Here is a 16,599-nt window from a genome sequence, read left to right as displayed (position 1 = left end):
ATCTTAGCGATTATTCAGTAACAGCCCGTCTTCCAGGCGGGCGACGCCGGCACGTACCAGCTCGGCAGCGATCTGTTGCAGCAATTCCTGCGCTGGCATAGCTAGCTGACGGGCGGCAGAACGCATCAGACGGCTGCTGTTAAATTGCAATAATGCCTGATCCAGGTGCAGCTTTTGCGTGTCGAGCAAAATAAACGCCAGCAGGACTTTCAGCGCATTGCGGGCATTACGCTGCGGGTCAGCACATAAATAATCGAGGCGCTGTCGGGCGCGTTGCAATGCACCCTGCACGTCACTGAATGGCGCACCGTGACCCGGTATCACCAGCCGCACATCGAGTTCGCTGATGGTTTGCAAAATGGCCGCCTGCTCTGCAAAGCCGGATTCACCTTCCAACTCAGGAAAAATCACACCAAAGCCATGTTCCCACAAGGCATCGGCTGAAATCAGTATGCCTTCTTGCGGGCAACACAGAATCATCGAATGCGGATCATGCCCGGGTGCCGCCAACACCTGCCAGTCGAGTCCGCCCAGCCTCAGCTGATCGCCATCCGCGATACTGCCATCAAAACGAAAAGGATCACACTGCTGGCCGGTCGCGGCGTAGGTGAGCGCCTCCTCATCCCACGCTGCCACGGCAGGCATGTCGGCAACGGGAATCAGAGTGCGGCAGTCGTAAGTCTGCTGCAGCAAGGCATTGCCGCCGCAATGATCTGAATGTAAATGGGTATTGACCAGCAAATCGAGCGCACGACCCTGCAAGGCATGTTGTAACAGCGCCAGCGTTTGCGGCGCATGGGTCACATAACCGCTGTCCACCAGCGCCGCTGTATCGTCATCCATAAACAGGATATTGTTCGACGACAACCAGCCGCGCTCAAACACACGCATGCTGGCAGGAAGTTGAATAAGCGTGTCTGGCATAGGATTTTTCCCGCTGGCTGGCTTAAAACATCCGTTCTTTTACCTGACGCCAGATCTGCAATTTGACTGGGTTACTGGCCGTGCTCCAGCCTGTCAGTTCGTCTATGGTGCGAAAACAACCGGCACACCAGGCTTTTTTTTCATCCATGTGGCAAACGCCGACGCATGGTGAGGGAACTGCCTGCTCAGGGCTGGCGGAATCTGGATCGTAGTCGTACAAAATACTCATGTTTGCAAGGCAATATCGGCAACTGGCGCAGCGGTCATGGCGACCAGTTGTTGTGGGGTCAGGCTGAAAACAGCGTGCGGATGACCGGCCGCCGCCCAGACTTTAGGGTATTGCAATAAATCCTGATCGATCAGCATCACACTTTTTTGCAGATGACCGACGGGGCACACGCCACCAATCGCATAACCAATCTTTTCGCGGACAAAACGGGCGTCGGCTTTCGCCAGCGGCCCGACGATTGCCGCCACTTTTTTCTCGTCAACCCGATTGCTGCCGCTGGCCACCACCATCACCGCCGCATCATCGGCAACCCGACGAAAAACGATGGACTTGGCAATCTCGGCAACGCTGCAGCCTAATCCGGCGGCCGCTTCGGCGGACGTTCTGCCACTTTCAGGCAGCATCACGACCGGCTGATCGTGGCCTAATTCGCGTAACAAACTGGCGACCCGCTGCGCGGTATCCGGAAGAGCATTCTCTGTACTCATAGTCATCTGCTTAGACAAAATTCTGTTATTGGCACGCAGTGTTTATAACACAGCCGCATCTCTGCTGCCGGACATCCGCTGGCGAAACGTAGCAAGGATCTGGCGAGGAAGCTGACGATCAGCCGCCCCAGCTCTCGATTAAAGGACGGTGTTCAGGCGGATAATCGGTGCACTTCAGACCCGCGCGATAGGCGTCACCGCTGAGTATCGTATATACGCAACTGGCTTTAACAACAACCTGCGTACGTGCCGATGCGTCCTTGACACTGGGGATCTCCATCATCATCTGATAAGACTGTTTTTCTTTCAGCATCACGCTGGTTTGCAGTTGTATGCCAGTCGCAGAAAAATTAACGACTTTGGCAGGAACGATATGACCGGGAACAACTTGTATTGCAGCCCGCCAGGACACAGGAAGGCGCGGAGTATTTCTGGATTCATTCATAAAGAAACAATGCAACTGATGCAATAACAATTACTATATGGAAACTTTATGAATTGTAACAATGAATCAGAAAAATACTGGCGACAACCTTGCCATGCGCGAGGGTATTAGCGGGCGTCGAGATACTGCATCGCCGCCTGCGCCGCATGGCGGCCGCTGGCAAAGCAGGCGGTCAGCAGATAACCACCGGTAGGTGCTTCCCAATCCAGCATTTCACCTGCACAGAAGACCCCAGGACAAGCACGTAACATGGCACTGGTATCAAGAGCTTCAAAACGGATGCCACCGGCAGTGCTGATCGCTTCATTAATCGGACGCGGTGAAATTAGCCGCAGTGGCAGCTGTTTAATCGTGGCAGCAAGAACGTCTGCCTGTTGCATTTGCTCTTTGCTCAACACTTCATGCAGCAAGGCGATTTTCAATGCATCGAGCCCGAGCTTGCTCTGCAAATGACTCGATAAAGAGCGTGAACCGCGCCCTGCGCTGACTTCACTCAGCACACGATCAGCACTTGTATCGGGCAGCAGATCGAGTTCCAGCACAGCGTGGCCGCGACGATTGATCTGCTCGCGCAAGGCTGCAGACAAGGCGTAAATCAGGCTGCCTTCAACACCGCCGGCCGTGATCACGAATTGTCCTTTGCGCATGGCAGTGGGTACATCGGCATCCTGAGCACGGGCGGCCACCGTCAGCAAAGGCTGACCGGCAAATTTGTTTTTCAGAAAATCTGTCCACGGCACATCAAAGCCGCAATTGGTAGGCTGCAAAGCTGCGATATCAACGCCACGTTGCTGCAATAATGGCACCCAGGCGCCATCAGACCCCAGCCGCGCCCAACTGGCGCCGCCCAGCGCCAGTATCACTGCGTCGGCGCTGACATTCAAATCACCCTCAGGTGTCTGAAAACGCAATGTCTGCGGTGCTTCGCCCCAGCCAGTCCATCGATGCCGCATGTGAAAGCGCACGCCCTGTTCACGTAAGCGATGCAACCATGCGCGCAGCAAAGGTGCGGCTTTCATATCCACCGGAAACACCCGGCCGGAACTACCGACAAAAGTCTCTACGCCCAGCCCCTGCGCCCAGGCGCGCAATGCCTGTGCGTCAAACGCTTGCAAGAGCGGCTGCAATTCGGCGGCACGGTTACCGTAACGCTGGATGAACGCAGAAAATTCTTCTGAATGGGTCAGGTTCATGCCGCCCTTACCTGCCAGCAAAAATTTGCGTCCCACCGAAGGCATTGCGTCGTACAGATCCACTTGCACACCTTGCTGCGACAGCGTTTCTGCCGCCATCAGACCTGCAGGGCCGCCACCGATCACGATCACATGAGGTTTACTCGCAGGTGTGGCTGAAGTGGTGGAATGAGGAGCGGATCGGATTGACATGAATAGCTGAACAGGACATGCGCGGTGCTGGAAACGCAGACACCGCGCGAGGCATAAAAAGTAGATAGCGGCGACATTTTACGCTGGATACGCCCGCCACAACGCAGCCGGAAAAACTATTACTGCACTATTACACTGCACTATTACTGCGCTGACGGTGTTGGCGGTATTGTTGACTGTATGGCGGGCAGAACCGCAGCAGCGTACAAAGGAAAGACCAGCGTCACACCTAAGCCTCGTTCATCCAGCCCCTCAGCCAGTGTCAGCGTCGCATGATGATTGTCGGCGATGCTTTTGACGATCGATAATCCCAGACCGCTGCCCGGAATCGTCGCATCGGACAAGCGCACGAAACGCTGAAATACACGCTCACGCATCTCCTCTGGGATACCGGCGCCGTTATCGGCAATACGCAGATACACGCCATTTTCGGTCTGACCGCAAGAGACTTGCACACGCCCACCCACTGGCGTGTAGCGCAGCGCATTGTCCATCAGATTGCGGAATAAAATCAGTATGCTTTCCGCATGTATCAAGGCAATCCCAGACTGCAGCTCTGCGCTGAAGCTGATTTGCGCTTTTTCTGCCTGCGTCTGCCAACCTGCCATTTGCGGTTGCAGTAAATTCGCCAGATCGGTTTCTTGCAATACCAGGTTTTTGTCGTAGGGTGGCTCCAGCTTTGCCAGCGTCATCAATTGCCCGACCAGCCGGGTCGCACGATCAACGCTGGTGCCTAAGCCCGCTGCGGCCTCTGCCCGCTCATCATCGTTACGTGCGCGCTGTATGACTTGCAGATTGGTTTTAATAGCAGCCAGTGGTGTGCGCAGCTCATGCGCGGCATCGGCAGTAAATCGTTGTTCCCGTTCCAGCGTCTGGCTGACGCGTTCAAACAATCGGTTAATCGCATGCAGCAAAGGGTGAATTTCTGTCGGTGCTCCACGCAGGTTCAACTGATGCAAATCTCCCGGCATACGCTGAGAAACCTCGTTTGCCACCGTTTGCAGACTACGGAAGACACGGTTCACACTCCACCACATGCCGACGACGAGTAATGGCACCACCAACAAGGCGAACAACATTAATTTATACGCAAAACGGCTGCTGATTTCCTTGCGGTGACTACTCGGTTCGGCGACTTGTATCTGCATATTCTGACGCGCGTTCCAGCTGCTGTATGTGCGCCATTCCTGCCCCTCCATACGTATCCAGCCAAACTGATTATCGCTTTCCAGCGATAAGGACGTGAACGCCGTTTCCGGCGCACCAGCGCTGCGATAGATCAGGCGATGCTGCCCGTCCCAGATCTGAAACAACAGATATTTGCTGTGTTTGCCGTCATGTATTTCGGTCAGAGTCGGCGCCGCCATTTCCACATGTTCTTCGAGTTCATGATCGGCCAGCGCCAGCAGTAAATGTCCGGTTTCGGATAAAGACTGGTCAAACAATTCGCGGCTTTCGGTATCGGCATCCAGATACACAACCACGGCACTGAAACACCAGATACTGACCGTCAGCGTCAGTACCAGCGCCAATAAAGTGCGGCGCAGCGACCAGCGCGCGGGCATGCTCATATTCATTGCACCTCCTCTGACGCAGTTGCACCGGGCTTATCAATCACATAGCCCACGGCATGTATCGTGCGGATCAGGTGTTTACCGAGTTTTTTGCGCAGATGGTGAATGTGTACCTGAATTGCATTACTTTCGATTTCTTCGCCCCAGCTATACAGCGTTTCTTCGAGTTGTTCGCGGGTGAGCACCCGACCCAGATGTTCAAATAACATCAGCAGCACCCGGAATTCCTTGGCGGTCAGAACGACAGGATGCGCCTTCACCGTGACCGAGCGGGCGGCAATATCCATCACGATGTCACCATGATGAATCACTTCGCGCGTACGCCCGCCGCTACGGCGTGATGCAGAACGGATACGCGCTGCGAGCTCATCGAGATCGAAAGGTTTTATAATAAAGTCATCAGCACCGGCATCAAGGCCTGCGACACGATCTGCAATCTGTTCGCGTGCCGTGACGATCAGTATCGCTCCGGCAAATCCTGATGCCCGCAGCCGCGTCAGCACCACCATGCCGTCCACCTGAGGCAAGCCGAGATCGAGCAGAATACAAGCATAGTCATGTGTTTTTACCGCAGATAAGGCGCTATCCGCTGTCTGCACCCAATCAACGGCATAACCGGACTGATCCAGCCCGATTTGTGTCGCCCGACCTAATTGGGGATCATCTTCAACTAATAATATGCGCATTGCATACCTCCTGTGGCCTCCTGTAACTGTCGAATGCATTGTAACGGCGAGTTGTTAAGGAGTTCTTAAGATATTCATTCCAGAATACGTCTATTCAAGCCAAGGGTACATCATGATGATCACGAAAAAACGACAATTGCAACACCGTAGCGGCGTCCGCAAACAACTGATTTTCTGTACATTGTCAGCGTTATTGAGCTGTGGTGCGGCAGTCGCAGAAACCAATAACCAGATCAAACTGACAAACGAGCAGATACTGCGCGCGGGAATCAAAACCGAAGCAGCGATTGCAGCAGATACCGCCAAAAGCGACGGCAAAGCAAGTGCGACCGAAGGTCAGCATTTATCCGGTACTGTCGTGGCACCACCCAATGCAGTCAGCATGATCAGCAGCATGGTCAGCGGCGTTGTGCAGGAAGTGCAGCATCAGTCTATGCAGCCGATACGCAGCGGTAATCCGATTGTGTCTATCTTCAGCCAGCAACTGATGGAGATGCAGCGCGAATACGTACAACTCGCCACCCAATCCAGACTGGCGAAAGAAAAACGCGAACGGGATGAAGGCTTATTTAATGAAGGCATCATTGCCCAAAGCCGTCTGCAAGACAGTCGTGCCGCGGCGATACAGGCCGATGTCGCTGCCAGAGAACGCTATCAGGCGCTACGCAGCGCTGGCATGGGCGAGACCCAGATTCGTCAGTTACTCAGTAATCAGAATCTGACGTCGGTGCTCAGAATCAGCGCCAACAGTAACGGCATACTGACTGAAATTAATGTCAAACCCGGGCAACGTATAGAGGCGGGAACACCGATCGCAAGCATCAGCAAAGACGGCGCGTTCTGGGTCGAATTGCAGGCATCGGCACAGCAGGCATCCAGCATCCGTATCGGCGATCTGATGCAGGTGAATAACTGCGCCAGCGCCAAAGTCACCGCCATCTCGTCCCAGATTCAGAGCGGTAACCAGACCACACTGATACGCACACAAGTCATCGATGGCAATCCATGTCTGAAACTCAATCAATTCGTTGATGCGCGTCACCAGAGCGGCGTGATACCGCCCAATAGCATAGGTGTCCCAACGAAAGCCCTGATCCAGAGTAAAAACGAACACTATGTCTTTGTCAAAAATGCGCAGGGATTTGAAGCAGTCAAAGTCAAGCTGTTAAGCACAGTCGGGCAACATGCCTGGGTCAGCAGTAATCCGAAATTGCAAGTCGGCAGCCAGATTGCCACGCAGGGTATTATTCAGCTGAAAGGCGCACGAGCCGGACTTGGCGCTGAAGAAGGCGGAGCGCAATAATGTTATCCCGACTGATTGCATTTTCACTCGCTCAGCGTCTGCTGATCATCGTTGCCAGCATACTGATGATCGCAGCCGGTTATCAGGCCTTTAAGGGCTTGCCTATCGACGCCTTTCCGGATGTGTCGACGACGCAGGTCAAGCTGATCATGAAAGCGCCGGGCATGACCCCGGAAGAAATCGAAGCGCGTATCGTTGCGCCGATTGAGCAGGAACTTCTGGGCATTCCTAAACAGGCGATACTGCGTTCGCAATCCAAATATGCGATTGCCGATATCACACTCGATTTTCAGGATGGTACCGATGTGTTCTGGGCCCGCCAGCAAGTCAGTGAACGCCTCAGCAATGTGATGAAAGATCTGCCCGCTTCCGTCAGCGGCGGTCTGGCACCGATCACCACGCCACTCGGTGAAATTTTCATGTTCACCATTGAAGGCCCGTTGTCATTAATGGAAAAACGCAGTTTGCTGGAATGGACGATACGTCCGCAATTGCGCAATATCGCTGGTGTCGCGGATGTCAATTCGCTCGGCGGCATGGTGAAAAGTTTTGAAATCGTGCCTGATACTGATGCATTGATTGCGCGTGGCATCTCGCTCGCCCAGCTGCAAGCGGCATTGGAGGCGAATAATCGTAACGACGGCGCAGGTCGTTTGTCGTCGGGTGAAGAATCCTTGCTGGTGCGCAGTGATGGCAACATCCGTACACTCGATGATGTGCGGGCGATTGCCATCGCACAAAGAGATGGCATATCGATCAAAGTCGGCGATGTGGCGAAAGTCAGAATCGGTCAGCTGACCCGCTACGGTACCGTCACGAAAGACGGTAAAGGCGAAGCGGTCGAGGCACTGGTACTGGCAATGCGTGGTGCGAATGCGCAGCAAGTTGTTGATAACATTCGTGAACGCCTGGTCACGATCAATCAGACGCTGCCGACAGGCACAAGCATCAAGCCTTTTTATGACCGCGGCAATCTGGTCGAACGTGCGGTTTCCACTGTCACCAAAGCACTCGCGGAAGCAACCATCCTGGTCGTGGTGTTGCTGTACTTGTTCCTCGGTAATGTACGCTCGGCGCTGGTCGTGGCCTGCATCCTGCCTTTATCGGCACTCGGTACTTTCCTGCTGATGCAAAGTTTCGGATTGACCGCCAATCTGATGTCACTCGGCGGGCTGGCAATTGCGATTGGTATGCTGGTCGATGCGGCCGTTGTCGTGGTCGAAAATATTGAAGCGCATAGTGGTGACCACGGTCAGCCTAAACTTGGCCGCCTGCATGTGATTTATCGCGCAGTGAAGGAAGTCGCGGTACCAGTAACCGCCGGTATGCTGGTGATTATGATTGTGTTTTTACCGCTGTTGTCGCTGCAAGGACTGGAAGGAAAATTATTCATACCTGTCGCACTGACGATTATTTTTGCACTGGCATCGTCATTAATTTTGTCGCTGACGGTGATTCCCGTGCTGTCATCTTTCCTGCTGAAAGACGGCCATAGCGGCACACCTAAGCTGGTACTGAAGCTGGAAGCGATGTACCGCGCCACACTGACAAAGGCGCTGGCCAACGGACGCAAAGTTGCATTTGCCTCCGTCGCCGCCCTGCTGCTGACCGCCTGTCTGTTTCCGTTCATCGGTAAGTCATTCATGCCGACTCTGGACGAAGGCGACATCATCATGCAGATAGAAAAACTGCCGTCGATCAATCTGCAGGAATCCGCCCGCATCGACATGGCGGTGCAACAGCGCATTTTGGAAAAAGTGCCGGAAGTGACCAGTATTGTCGCCCGCGCGGGTTCCGATGAACTCGGTCTGGACCCGATGGGGCTGAACGAAACCGATACCTTTCTGGTACTGAAACCACGCGCCAGCTGGAAGGTCAAAAGCAAAGACGAACTCATCGATCAGTTACGCAAAGTGACGATGGAATTTTCCGGGGTGAATTTCAGTTTCACGCAGCCGATCGAAATGCGTACATCCGAGATGTTGTCAGGTGTGCGCGGTGATCTGGCGATTAAAATTTACGGCCCGAACACTCAGATTCTGGGTGGGCTGGCAGAACAGATCGTGAAAGTCGTCTCTGGCGTCAGTGGCAGCCAGGATGTACTCAGCGTCAAGAACGAGGGCGTACAATACCTGCAAGTCGATATCAACCGCGAAGCCGCAGGCAGATTAGGCCTCAGCGTCGAGCAGATACAAAATGACTTGCGTACGCTGGTGGAAGGCAAGATCAGCGGCGTCGTGATACAGGAAGGGCAACGTCTGCCTTTACTGATACGCGGCAGCGATCAGATGCAGATATCACCGTCATTGTTCCAGCAATTGCGTCTGCCAGTGACCGATAACCTGTCTATTCCGTTGTCGCAAGTCGCCAGTCTGCGCACAGTCGAAGGGCCAGTCAAAGTCGAACGCGAAAATTCCTCGCGCCTGACTGTCGTCAGAGCCAATGTACGTGATCGCGATCTGGTCAGCTTCGTTGATGAAGCGAAAGCAAAAGTGGCGCAGCAGGTCAAGCTGCCAGCGGGCTATCGTCTAAGCTGGGGCGGACAATTTGAAAATCAGCAACGAGCCGCCGCACGGCTGGCGGTGGTAGTGCCGGTCGCACTGGCACTGATTTTCCTGCTGCTGTTCACGACCCTGCACAGCATACGTCAGGCTTTACTGGTGTTCGTGAATATTCCGTTTGCGTTGCTGGGTGGCGTGATTGCACTGGCAGTCACTGGCGAATATCTGTCGGTACCTGCGTCGGTCGGCTTTATTGCGCTGATGGGGATTGCGGTGCTCAATGGTCTGGTCATGATCAGCTATTTCAATCAACTGGTGGCGCGCGGTATTGCCCTCAAAGAAGTGGTTTCTGAAGGCGCATTACGGCGCTTCCGCCCGGTCATGATGACCGCCAGCATCACGGGTTTTGGTCTGATTCCCTTGCTGATGGCGACCGGCCCCGGTTCTGAAATCCAGAAACCGCTGGCGATCGTGGTGATAGGCGGTCTGGTGTCAGCGACGCTGCTGACCCTGATCCTGTTACCGATACTATTTCAGCGTTTCGGCATTCCCACCGACAAACGCGCGAAACAAAACTGAACGGATATGGCATGACTCAATCTGAAAAAAACATGGATGCCCTGCTGAATCTGGCGATCCCGGTGACACTCGAAGACGAGGTTGCTGACTTCTTATTACTCCGCCCGGCGCTGGCGAGCGGCTTCACTATCGTCGCAGCACAAGGCATGGGACAAGGAGCCAATCTGCTGAGTTCCATGGAACAGGTGCAGGGGCGCTGCAAACGCAAGCTGTTCCTGGTCGTCGGCGAGCAGGAGAAACTGCGCCAGCTGTTAAAAGAATTGTCGCTGGAAATCAAAAGCCAGGACATCAGCTATTGGATTACCCCCGTTTTGCAATTCGGGAGACTGTCATGAACAACATCTTACCTACCGCCATGCGTCTGGCTCTGATCAGTATCGCCAGTTATTCAGCAATCGCTGGAGCGACCAATGTGTTGCCTCCGGCAACGCCAGCAGATATCGCTGCGATTCTGCCGCCGGAGCAAGTGGTAAGAAAAACGCTGGAAAATTTACCGCAACTGCGTTCTGGCACACTGAATAAAGAACTCGCACAAGCCAGCAAGCAACGTCTGGAAGCCGGTAGCCATGAATGGGTTATGCGGGTCTCGCAAGCACGCCGCACCGAACAAAATGGCGACAGCTTACGCGATCAGGAAATCGCCATAGAACGGCCATTGCGCTGGTTTGGCAAAGCCAGTAAAGATGCCGCCATCGGTGACAAAACCGTCGATATGGCACAACTGTCATATGCCGACAGCTGGCATGAAGCTGGTCGCAGCTTACTCAACGACTGGTTCGACACCTTGCGCGCGGTCGCCTATCGCCAACGCCTGCAAGAGCAAGTTGATATCACGGTACAACTGCGCAGCATGGCGGAAAAACGCGTGAAAGCAGGCGACGCTGCCAGGCTGGAACTGATGCTGGCAGATACCGAAGCAAAACGGGTGGAAGCCCAATTGCAGCAAGCACAACTGCGTGAAGAACAGCAGAAACAGGCCTTGGCAACCTTGTATTCAGGGCTGCAGATCAGCGAGCTGCCACAACTGCCGGTGCCCTTGAAAACAGAACAAAGCCATAGCTATTGGGTCGATCAGATCATGGACGATAATCATGAGCTGGAACTGGCCGAAGCAGAAGCGGCGCTGTCAAAATTACAGGCGTCGAGAATTGCTGCCGAAACGATGCCCGACCCAACCGTGGGCATACGTGCAGCGCGCGAACGCAGCGGGCAGGAACGTATCTACGGCATCAGCATCTCTATTCCCTTATCAGGTACGGCTCGCAAAGCGGATGCCAGTGCAGCGGCACTGAAGTCGAAAATGGCGGAAGAAAAATATCAGTTCACACGGCTCAAAGTAACGCGTGAGGCGCAGCGCGTGGTATCGGAAAGTCAAAAGCAGTACACGATCTGGCAAACCATGCACGCAGTACAGCAGCAAAGTCAGGCGCAGGCAACAACGGCGCTGGCCGCCTATAAGCTGGGCGAGGTCTCGCTCAGCGATACATTGCAAATCCGTCGTAATGCGATTGATGCGACACTCGCCGCTGAAGCCGCGCAAATAGATGCTTTGTTTGCCCACGCCCGTCTGGAGCTGGATGCGCACAAACTATGGGTGATTGATTGATGTAAAAAAATCGATGAATAATAAAAAAGGCAGCGTGAGCTGCCTTTTTTATTGATGGTGTAATGATACGCCTCTGTGCTTGCGAGCTATTTCGCCCACATATGCTGATAATGATTACGATAGTCATTGGCGGGATCAAAGGTATTTTTCTCGCCACCGTCATAGGCGATATTTTGCGATGTCACCAGATGTACCGGCGTCACAAACGCACTGGCCGGCTGATCTGAGAATGCACGGTTAAGTTCATCCACCAGTTGCCACGCATGCATAGTCAGAGGCTCAGGAACCGTGCCACTTTGTATTCCTTTGCTACGGATACGACGGTAGGCAGTCGCAGAGCCATCACCGGCGGAAATTCCCGAGAGTTTGTTGGACGCCACCAATGGCGCGATACTTGAGGCATCCAGCAAATCAAAATAAAAGTCATTCACGGCCATCACATGCGTCCATTTCGCACCGTGACGTTTGATAACGTTCTCCACCACGCCTTTCATTTTCAGATACGCGTCACTGAGCGGCACGTCTTCGACGCTGAGGATACGGCAGCCGTCGCATTGCTTGATCGCTTCTATCATTGCCGCCGACTTGGCTGCCATATAGGGATTGCTGGAATCGGTGAAAACGACGATACCGGCTTTGCTGTTCGAATCGACGACCGTAAATAAGGCCGCTACTTGCGCAGCTTCTTTTGGATTCGAGGTGATATTTGTGAACAAACCATCAGTCGGGCCACTCTTGACAGACGCATGCCAGCCAACGACAGGTACTTTCGCTTTTGCCGCTGCCGCGATTCCTTTGGCCTGCGTCGCGACATCGACACCTGCCAGAATAATGCCATCCGCCTTCATATCGATTGCCTGAGAAATGATGGCTGCGCCCTGATTACAGCGACCACGGCAATCAATCGACAATGTCTCCCAGGCACCCGCCGCACTGGCTTCACGGACGCCGTGAAAGACACCTGCAATCGCTGCATCACTCATATCACCGGCAATAAAAATAATTTTCTTTTTCTTGTGTATCTTAGGGCCATCCACCGGCCCTTCCCAGCGGTTTTTTAAAGCGGCGGCGCGAGCCACTTTAGCATTGGCACGGCTCATGAATTGCACGGGGTTTTCTTGGGCTGTCGCGCCAGCGATGAAACTAAACACAACAAATAACACGGTCAGGCATTTACTTAGCTTAGCAGTCATGGTTCTTGGTTGGTCAGGTTAAAAACGAAACTGCGCAATTCTTGCGCAGATGGGCGTTTCATCTTTTCCAGATGACAACAACAGGTGTCATGCGAAATTCACCAGCACGACTGTCTCTGATACAAGGAAACAGTCTGTTTACGCTGAGTTCCGCTGTTACTTGTTGCTGCATCAATCAAATTGAAACAAATATTTACATTTCCGAAACGATTATTGCAGAAATTTTTTCGAGATAAATAGAGTTTCAATACCAAGTCTGACGAAATACAATTTAATTTTTCATACAGGCAACTAAACAATATTTTGAATTACATAAAATTCAATGCACCATTCAAAATTTTGTTTCGCACTAAAACGAGGCAAATTTTGAGTTCAATTTGCAACACTTTTCAGAAGTTTTCTCCTTTTATCGCCAGATAATGTCGCCGGAACCCAGTCGTTCAGCATTTCTCCGTACCGGGTTTCCCTGTACTGACAGATCACCGCTCCCCATCAGACGCGCATTCACCTCTTCAGTCGCAAAAATCTTGCTGTCTGCCGAACCCCGGGATTCGATAAACACCTGCTTCGCTTTCAACGCTTCCGCATGTAAGTCTCCGGAGCCCGATAATTTGACAGTCAGTGCAACACTCTGACCTTTTAACATCGCATCACCTGACCCCTGCATGCTTAACGTGACTTGCTCACTATTCGCCAGCGATAAATTTAAGTCGCCACTCCCGCTCATCGCGCCCAATATCTGAGTGAAATCGCCGTCAAATATCAGATCGCCGGAACCGCGCATGCTGAACTCCAGCCTCTTTCCTTTAAAGCCTTTGACATTCACGTCACCGCTGCCAGACAACTGTAATTTTTCAAGCGCGGGCAAATTCAGTTCCACCTTGATAGGTTCGTACTTACCTAAAATGATAAAAATGCCGCGCGTTGCAATGTATAAAGTATTGCCCTCAATTTTGGTGGTCACCCGTCCAGCCACCTTAGGGTCGCCCTTCACCGACAAAGATGGAACTGCAGACGAGCGCAACAGTAAATCAATCGGTCCGCTTAACACTATTTGCGTCACCTGCGCTGTCACCGGGCGGGTATCGTTGCTGTCACCGGAAAAAAAATTACCGGCAGCAGCTTCTGTCAGCGTGGTAGCGGCATGTGCTTGCATGATAAAAGCCGAAGCAGCGGTCAGGATGATTGCCAGCACCAGCATGCCTGCTCCTGTGCGAAGTATGTATTTCATTTCCTAATCCTTTCAGTCGTTCTGGTTAATCGCTGTTAGTAACAGTAACGGGGGAATGACATTCATCGGTTTTCGCATTGACTCAGGTCGCTGGGGTGAGTCTGAGTTGCGAAAAATTCCAGCGCAGATACTGTCTGAATCCACGGAAACTAAGCCTAGTCAGAAACATACTCAACATCAGCAAAGCCACCGATCCTATGATCATGCCGATACCTTTGAATACATCGTAGAGATCAAGTTGTTTGCCGAGATTAATCTGGATGTCGACCGGCTCTGCGATCCGGAGTCGTTTTGTCTGCTGCTCATCTTCCGCAACAGATTCGCCATTGACCTGAATCCCGGACGCTGAAATATCGACCCGGGCTTGATTATTTATCTGACGATCTGCAGTCATAGGCGAGTGACCAACAACAAGCTGATACGGCATGTCATGGATATGCAATTCATCAACGCCTGTAATACCGCCAGCGGTCAGCAAAATACCCGCGAAATACAAAGACAATGCCGTAATAAAAGCGCTGCTTAACATGGCGAAACAGAACAGCGCAGGAATCAGCATCAGCAGATTGAAAATCATCAGTCCAAACAAAGCAACAATTAAGCGTGCGAGGTTCCCGACGCTGACTTTGTTTTTAAACTGACGAAGATGTATTGCTGCTTTTTGCTGGATGGCAACCAGCGCGGGTGCAGGTAGCTGGGCAATGACTTCCTGCTCACTTTTTCCTGCAACCATGCCATCAATAAACTTTCCCTCATACGTCCACAACAGTTCTTCCTGAATATCTCCCGGCAAATCTTGCAGAGCCAGCTTGAGTGCATTCATATAATCGGTTTTAGTCATGCTATGTTCCCTCCCTGATTCTGTTTCCGGATACGATGGAAACAGAATACGGATTTATTCAGCACGAAGCGATGCCCATGCGACAGCGTGTCAAAACCCAGGAATGAAATGCAGAAACGGCAGACAGGAGGGGAAGAATATTCATGCCGATGGGAAAACATACAGCGAAAAATATGTCTTGCGCATCAACATCAAAGGCAGTCTGGACATACGATAAAACGCTGCGGATGCACCGCTTTCCAGACCAAAGCATCTCAGATATACTGAATTCGGGACTCCTACAATCGCCAGTCACAATAAGAGAATAATGTCATGCATGAAAGCATATCGCAAAGTTCCCTTTCGGACTCTGCGTCACCCACCACCATTCTGATCGTCGACGATACGCCACAAAACATCAAGGTGCTGGGAGAACTCCTGAAACAGGACTACCACATCCGTGCTGCCAACTCCGGTGAACGGGCTTTGCATGCAGCCGACTCTGACCCTCGCCCTGATCTCATTCTGCTGGACGTGATGATGCCCGGAATGAATGGCTACAAAGTATTGCGCCATCTGCGCGCTAATGGAAATACAAAAAACATACCCGTCATCTTCATCACCGCCATGGCGACTGCGGAAAACGAAGAATTTGGCCTCGAACTCGGTGCGGTTGATTACATTACCAAGCCGTTCAATCCTTCTATCGTGTTGGCGCGCGTTCATACGCAACTGGAACTTAAGCGCGCACGCGATCGCCTTGCCAATGAAAACGACTGGCTAGAACGCGAGGTGGCACGCCGTATGCGCGAAAACCTGCTGATACAGGATTTGAGTATACGGGCACTCGCCTGTCTTGCTGAAGCGCGTGATAACGAGACTGGTCAGCACATCGTGCGGACCCAGATATACGTGGATTTGCTGGCACGAAATCTGGCTGAGCACGAACGTTTCCGCGATGCGCTGGCAGGCCCCAGACTTAACATGATTGTCAAAGCAGCGCCGCTGCACGATCTTGGCAAGGTTGGCATACCGGATGCGATCCTCCTCAAACCGGGTCGTCTCACCGTGGAGGAATTCGAGATCATGAAAACACATACGACGATCGGTGCCGATGCGATTACCAAGGCAATGGAGCAGGCATTAGCTGGTGCGGATGACGCTATCGAAGAAATTGCAGGTAGTGCGTTTGCGTTTCTCAAGGTAGCTCGCGAAATTTCTCTGAGCCATCAGGAAAAATGGGATGGCAGCGGCTATCCCGCCGGTCTTGCCGGTGACGCGATTCCGGTGTCGGCACGCCTGATGGCGCTGGCAGATGTCTTTGATGCACTGATGACACGCCGTGTTTACAAACCACCAATGACGCTCGACGAGACAACAAAAATCATCATGGATGGGAGGGGCAAGCACTTTGATCCAGCGGTCGTTGATGCTTTTGTCGCTTGCCGCGAACGCTTTGCCGAGATTGCTGCGCGATACGCTGATCCTGTCACAGAGAAAAGCTGAGTCAGAAAGACTTCAACGAAAATTTATCCGACAACACCGGCCATCACTCAGATTAGTCGCGGCGATCGGTCATAGGTCAACACTACAGAGTTTGTCGGGATTGCAGTAAGTGCTGAAACATTTCATCAA

15 protein-coding genes are annotated in these 16,599 nt (G+C 52.7%); 5 read left to right on the top strand and 10 right to left on the bottom strand.

Annotated features, from left to right (window positions below):
* Positions 1–3 precede the first annotated feature (3 nt).
* From H8K29_RS10735 to H8K29_RS10705, 7 genes are all read right to left on the bottom strand, one after another.
* Positions 4–924 carry an MBL fold metallo-hydrolase gene (locus tag H8K29_RS10735; protein WP_255423342.1) on the bottom strand — a complete coding sequence of 307 codons (921 nt, stop codon included), beginning with the start codon at positions 922–924 and terminating at the stop codon, positions 4–6.
* A 22-nt stretch (positions 925–946) separates the two neighbouring features.
* Positions 947–1,153, bottom strand: coding sequence for a DUF1289 domain-containing protein (locus tag H8K29_RS10730; protein WP_186897603.1), 207 nt, complete (start codon positions 1,151–1,153; stop codon positions 947–949).
* Positions 1,150–1,647, bottom strand: coding sequence for a YbaK/EbsC family protein (locus tag H8K29_RS10725; protein ID WP_186897602.1), 498 nt, complete (start codon positions 1,645–1,647; stop codon positions 1,150–1,152). Before H8K29_RS10725 ends, H8K29_RS10730 begins: the two co-directional genes overlap by 4 nt.
* Positions 1,648–1,759: 112 nt before the next feature.
* On the bottom strand, positions 1,760–2,086 hold the full coding sequence (locus H8K29_RS10720; RefSeq protein ID WP_186897601.1) for a PilZ domain-containing protein: 327 nt from the start codon (positions 2,084–2,086) through the stop codon (positions 1,760–1,762).
* Positions 2,087–2,193: 107 nt separating this feature from the next.
* Positions 2,194–3,471, bottom strand: coding sequence for a TIGR03862 family flavoprotein (locus H8K29_RS10715; RefSeq protein ID WP_186897600.1), 1,278 nt, complete (start codon positions 3,469–3,471; stop codon positions 2,194–2,196).
* Positions 3,472–3,614: 143 nt separating this feature from the next.
* Positions 3,615–5,048, bottom strand: a complete 1,434-nt coding sequence (locus H8K29_RS10710) for an ATP-binding protein (protein WP_186897599.1) — start codon at positions 5,046–5,048, stop codon at positions 3,615–3,617.
* On the bottom strand, positions 5,045–5,731 hold the full coding sequence (locus H8K29_RS10705; protein ID WP_186897598.1) for a response regulator transcription factor: 687 nt from the start codon (positions 5,729–5,731) through the stop codon (positions 5,045–5,047). The genes H8K29_RS10710 and H8K29_RS10705 overlap by 4 nt, the downstream gene beginning before the upstream one ends.
* Before the next feature lie 112 nt (positions 5,732–5,843).
* On the opposite strand from H8K29_RS10705, the gene H8K29_RS10700 reads away from it, so the two are divergent.
* The 4 genes from H8K29_RS10700 to H8K29_RS10685 are packed head-to-tail and all read left to right on the top strand — an operon-like array spanning position 5,844 to position 11,720.
* The gene (locus H8K29_RS10700; protein ID WP_186897597.1) at positions 5,844–7,034 is read left to right on the top strand and encodes an efflux RND transporter periplasmic adaptor subunit; all 1,191 of its coding nucleotides are present in this window, start codon (positions 5,844–5,846) and stop codon (positions 7,032–7,034) included.
* A complete protein-coding gene (locus tag H8K29_RS10695; RefSeq protein ID WP_186897596.1) occupies positions 7,034–10,114 on the top strand; it encodes an efflux RND transporter permease subunit in 3,081 nt (1,026 codons plus the stop codon). Before H8K29_RS10700 ends, H8K29_RS10695 begins: the two co-directional genes overlap by 1 nt.
* Positions 10,115–10,125: 11 nt before the next feature.
* Positions 10,126–10,449, top strand: coding sequence for a DUF3240 family protein (locus tag H8K29_RS10690; RefSeq protein WP_186884291.1), 324 nt, complete (start codon positions 10,126–10,128; stop codon positions 10,447–10,449).
* Entirely contained in the window at positions 10,446–11,720 is a 1,275-nt protein-coding gene (locus H8K29_RS10685) for a TolC family protein (RefSeq protein WP_186897595.1), read from the top strand. Before H8K29_RS10690 ends, H8K29_RS10685 begins: the two co-directional genes overlap by 4 nt.
* Before the next feature lie 86 nt (positions 11,721–11,806).
* Here H8K29_RS10685 and H8K29_RS10680 read toward each other — a convergent pair whose 3' ends face one another.
* The 3 genes from H8K29_RS10680 to H8K29_RS10670 form a co-directional block, all read right to left on the bottom strand.
* Positions 11,807–12,913 (bottom strand): substrate-binding domain-containing protein, encoded by a 1,107-nt coding sequence (locus H8K29_RS10680; RefSeq protein WP_186897594.1) that lies wholly within the window; start codon positions 12,911–12,913, stop codon positions 11,807–11,809.
* 406 nt (positions 12,914–13,319) lie between these two features.
* Complete coding sequence (locus H8K29_RS10675; RefSeq protein WP_186897593.1) at positions 13,320–14,144, bottom strand: head GIN domain-containing protein; 825 nt, start codon at positions 14,142–14,144, stop codon at positions 13,320–13,322.
* A gap of 82 nt (positions 14,145–14,226) precedes the next feature.
* Entirely contained in the window at positions 14,227–14,985 is a 759-nt protein-coding gene (locus tag H8K29_RS10670; protein ID WP_186897592.1) for a DUF1700 domain-containing protein, read from the bottom strand.
* 312 nt (positions 14,986–15,297) lie between these two features.
* On the opposite strand from H8K29_RS10670, the gene H8K29_RS10665 reads away from it, so the two are divergent.
* Positions 15,298–16,470: a two-component system response regulator gene (locus H8K29_RS10665; protein WP_186897591.1), complete on the top strand. Its 1,173-nt coding sequence runs from the start codon at positions 15,298–15,300 to the stop codon at positions 16,468–16,470.
* The last annotated feature ends 129 nt before the right edge of the window (positions 16,471–16,599 follow it).

Origin of the sequence: Undibacterium sp. CY21W, assembly GCF_014284265.1 — a bacterium.
In the GTDB taxonomy this organism is placed as follows: Bacteria; Pseudomonadota; Gammaproteobacteria; order Burkholderiales; family Burkholderiaceae_D; genus Undibacterium; species Undibacterium aquatile.
This window is presented reverse-complemented; position numbering and strand designations above follow the sequence as displayed.

Bases quoted from the DNA above. Each gene is read 5' to 3' on its own strand.
- H8K29_RS10735 (WP_255423342.1), bottom strand. From the start codon at position 924: ATGCCAGACACGCTTATTCAACTTCCTGCCAGCATGCGTGTGTTTGAG.
- H8K29_RS10730 (WP_186897603.1), bottom strand. From the start codon at position 1,153: ATGAGTATTTTGTACGACTACGATCCAGATTCCGCCAGCCCTGAGCAG.
- H8K29_RS10725 (WP_186897602.1), bottom strand. From the start codon at position 1,647: ATGACTATGAGTACAGAGAATGCTCTTCCGGATACCGCGCAGCGGGTC.
- H8K29_RS10720 (WP_186897601.1), bottom strand. From the start codon at position 2,086: ATGAATGAATCCAGAAATACTCCGCGCCTTCCTGTGTCCTGGCGGGCT.
- H8K29_RS10715 (WP_186897600.1), bottom strand. From the start codon at position 3,471: ATGTCAATCCGATCCGCTCCTCATTCCACCACTTCAGCCACACCTGCG.
- H8K29_RS10710 (WP_186897599.1), bottom strand. From the start codon at position 5,048: ATGAATATGAGCATGCCCGCGCGCTGGTCGCTGCGCCGCACTTTATTG.
- H8K29_RS10705 (WP_186897598.1), bottom strand. From the start codon at position 5,731: ATGCGCATATTATTAGTTGAAGATGATCCCCAATTAGGTCGGGCGACA.
- H8K29_RS10700 (WP_186897597.1), top strand. From the start codon at position 5,844: ATGATGATCACGAAAAAACGACAATTGCAACACCGTAGCGGCGTCCGC.
- H8K29_RS10695 (WP_186897596.1), top strand. From the start codon at position 7,034: ATGTTATCCCGACTGATTGCATTTTCACTCGCTCAGCGTCTGCTGATC.
- H8K29_RS10690 (WP_186884291.1), top strand. From the start codon at position 10,126: ATGACTCAATCTGAAAAAAACATGGATGCCCTGCTGAATCTGGCGATC.
- H8K29_RS10685 (WP_186897595.1), top strand. From the start codon at position 10,446: ATGAACAACATCTTACCTACCGCCATGCGTCTGGCTCTGATCAGTATC.
- H8K29_RS10680 (WP_186897594.1), bottom strand. From the start codon at position 12,913: ATGACTGCTAAGCTAAGTAAATGCCTGACCGTGTTATTTGTTGTGTTT.
- H8K29_RS10675 (WP_186897593.1), bottom strand. From the start codon at position 14,144: ATGAAATACATACTTCGCACAGGAGCAGGCATGCTGGTGCTGGCAATC.
- H8K29_RS10670 (WP_186897592.1), bottom strand. From the start codon at position 14,985: ATGACTAAAACCGATTATATGAATGCACTCAAGCTGGCTCTGCAAGAT.
- H8K29_RS10665 (WP_186897591.1), top strand. From the start codon at position 15,298: ATGCATGAAAGCATATCGCAAAGTTCCCTTTCGGACTCTGCGTCACCC.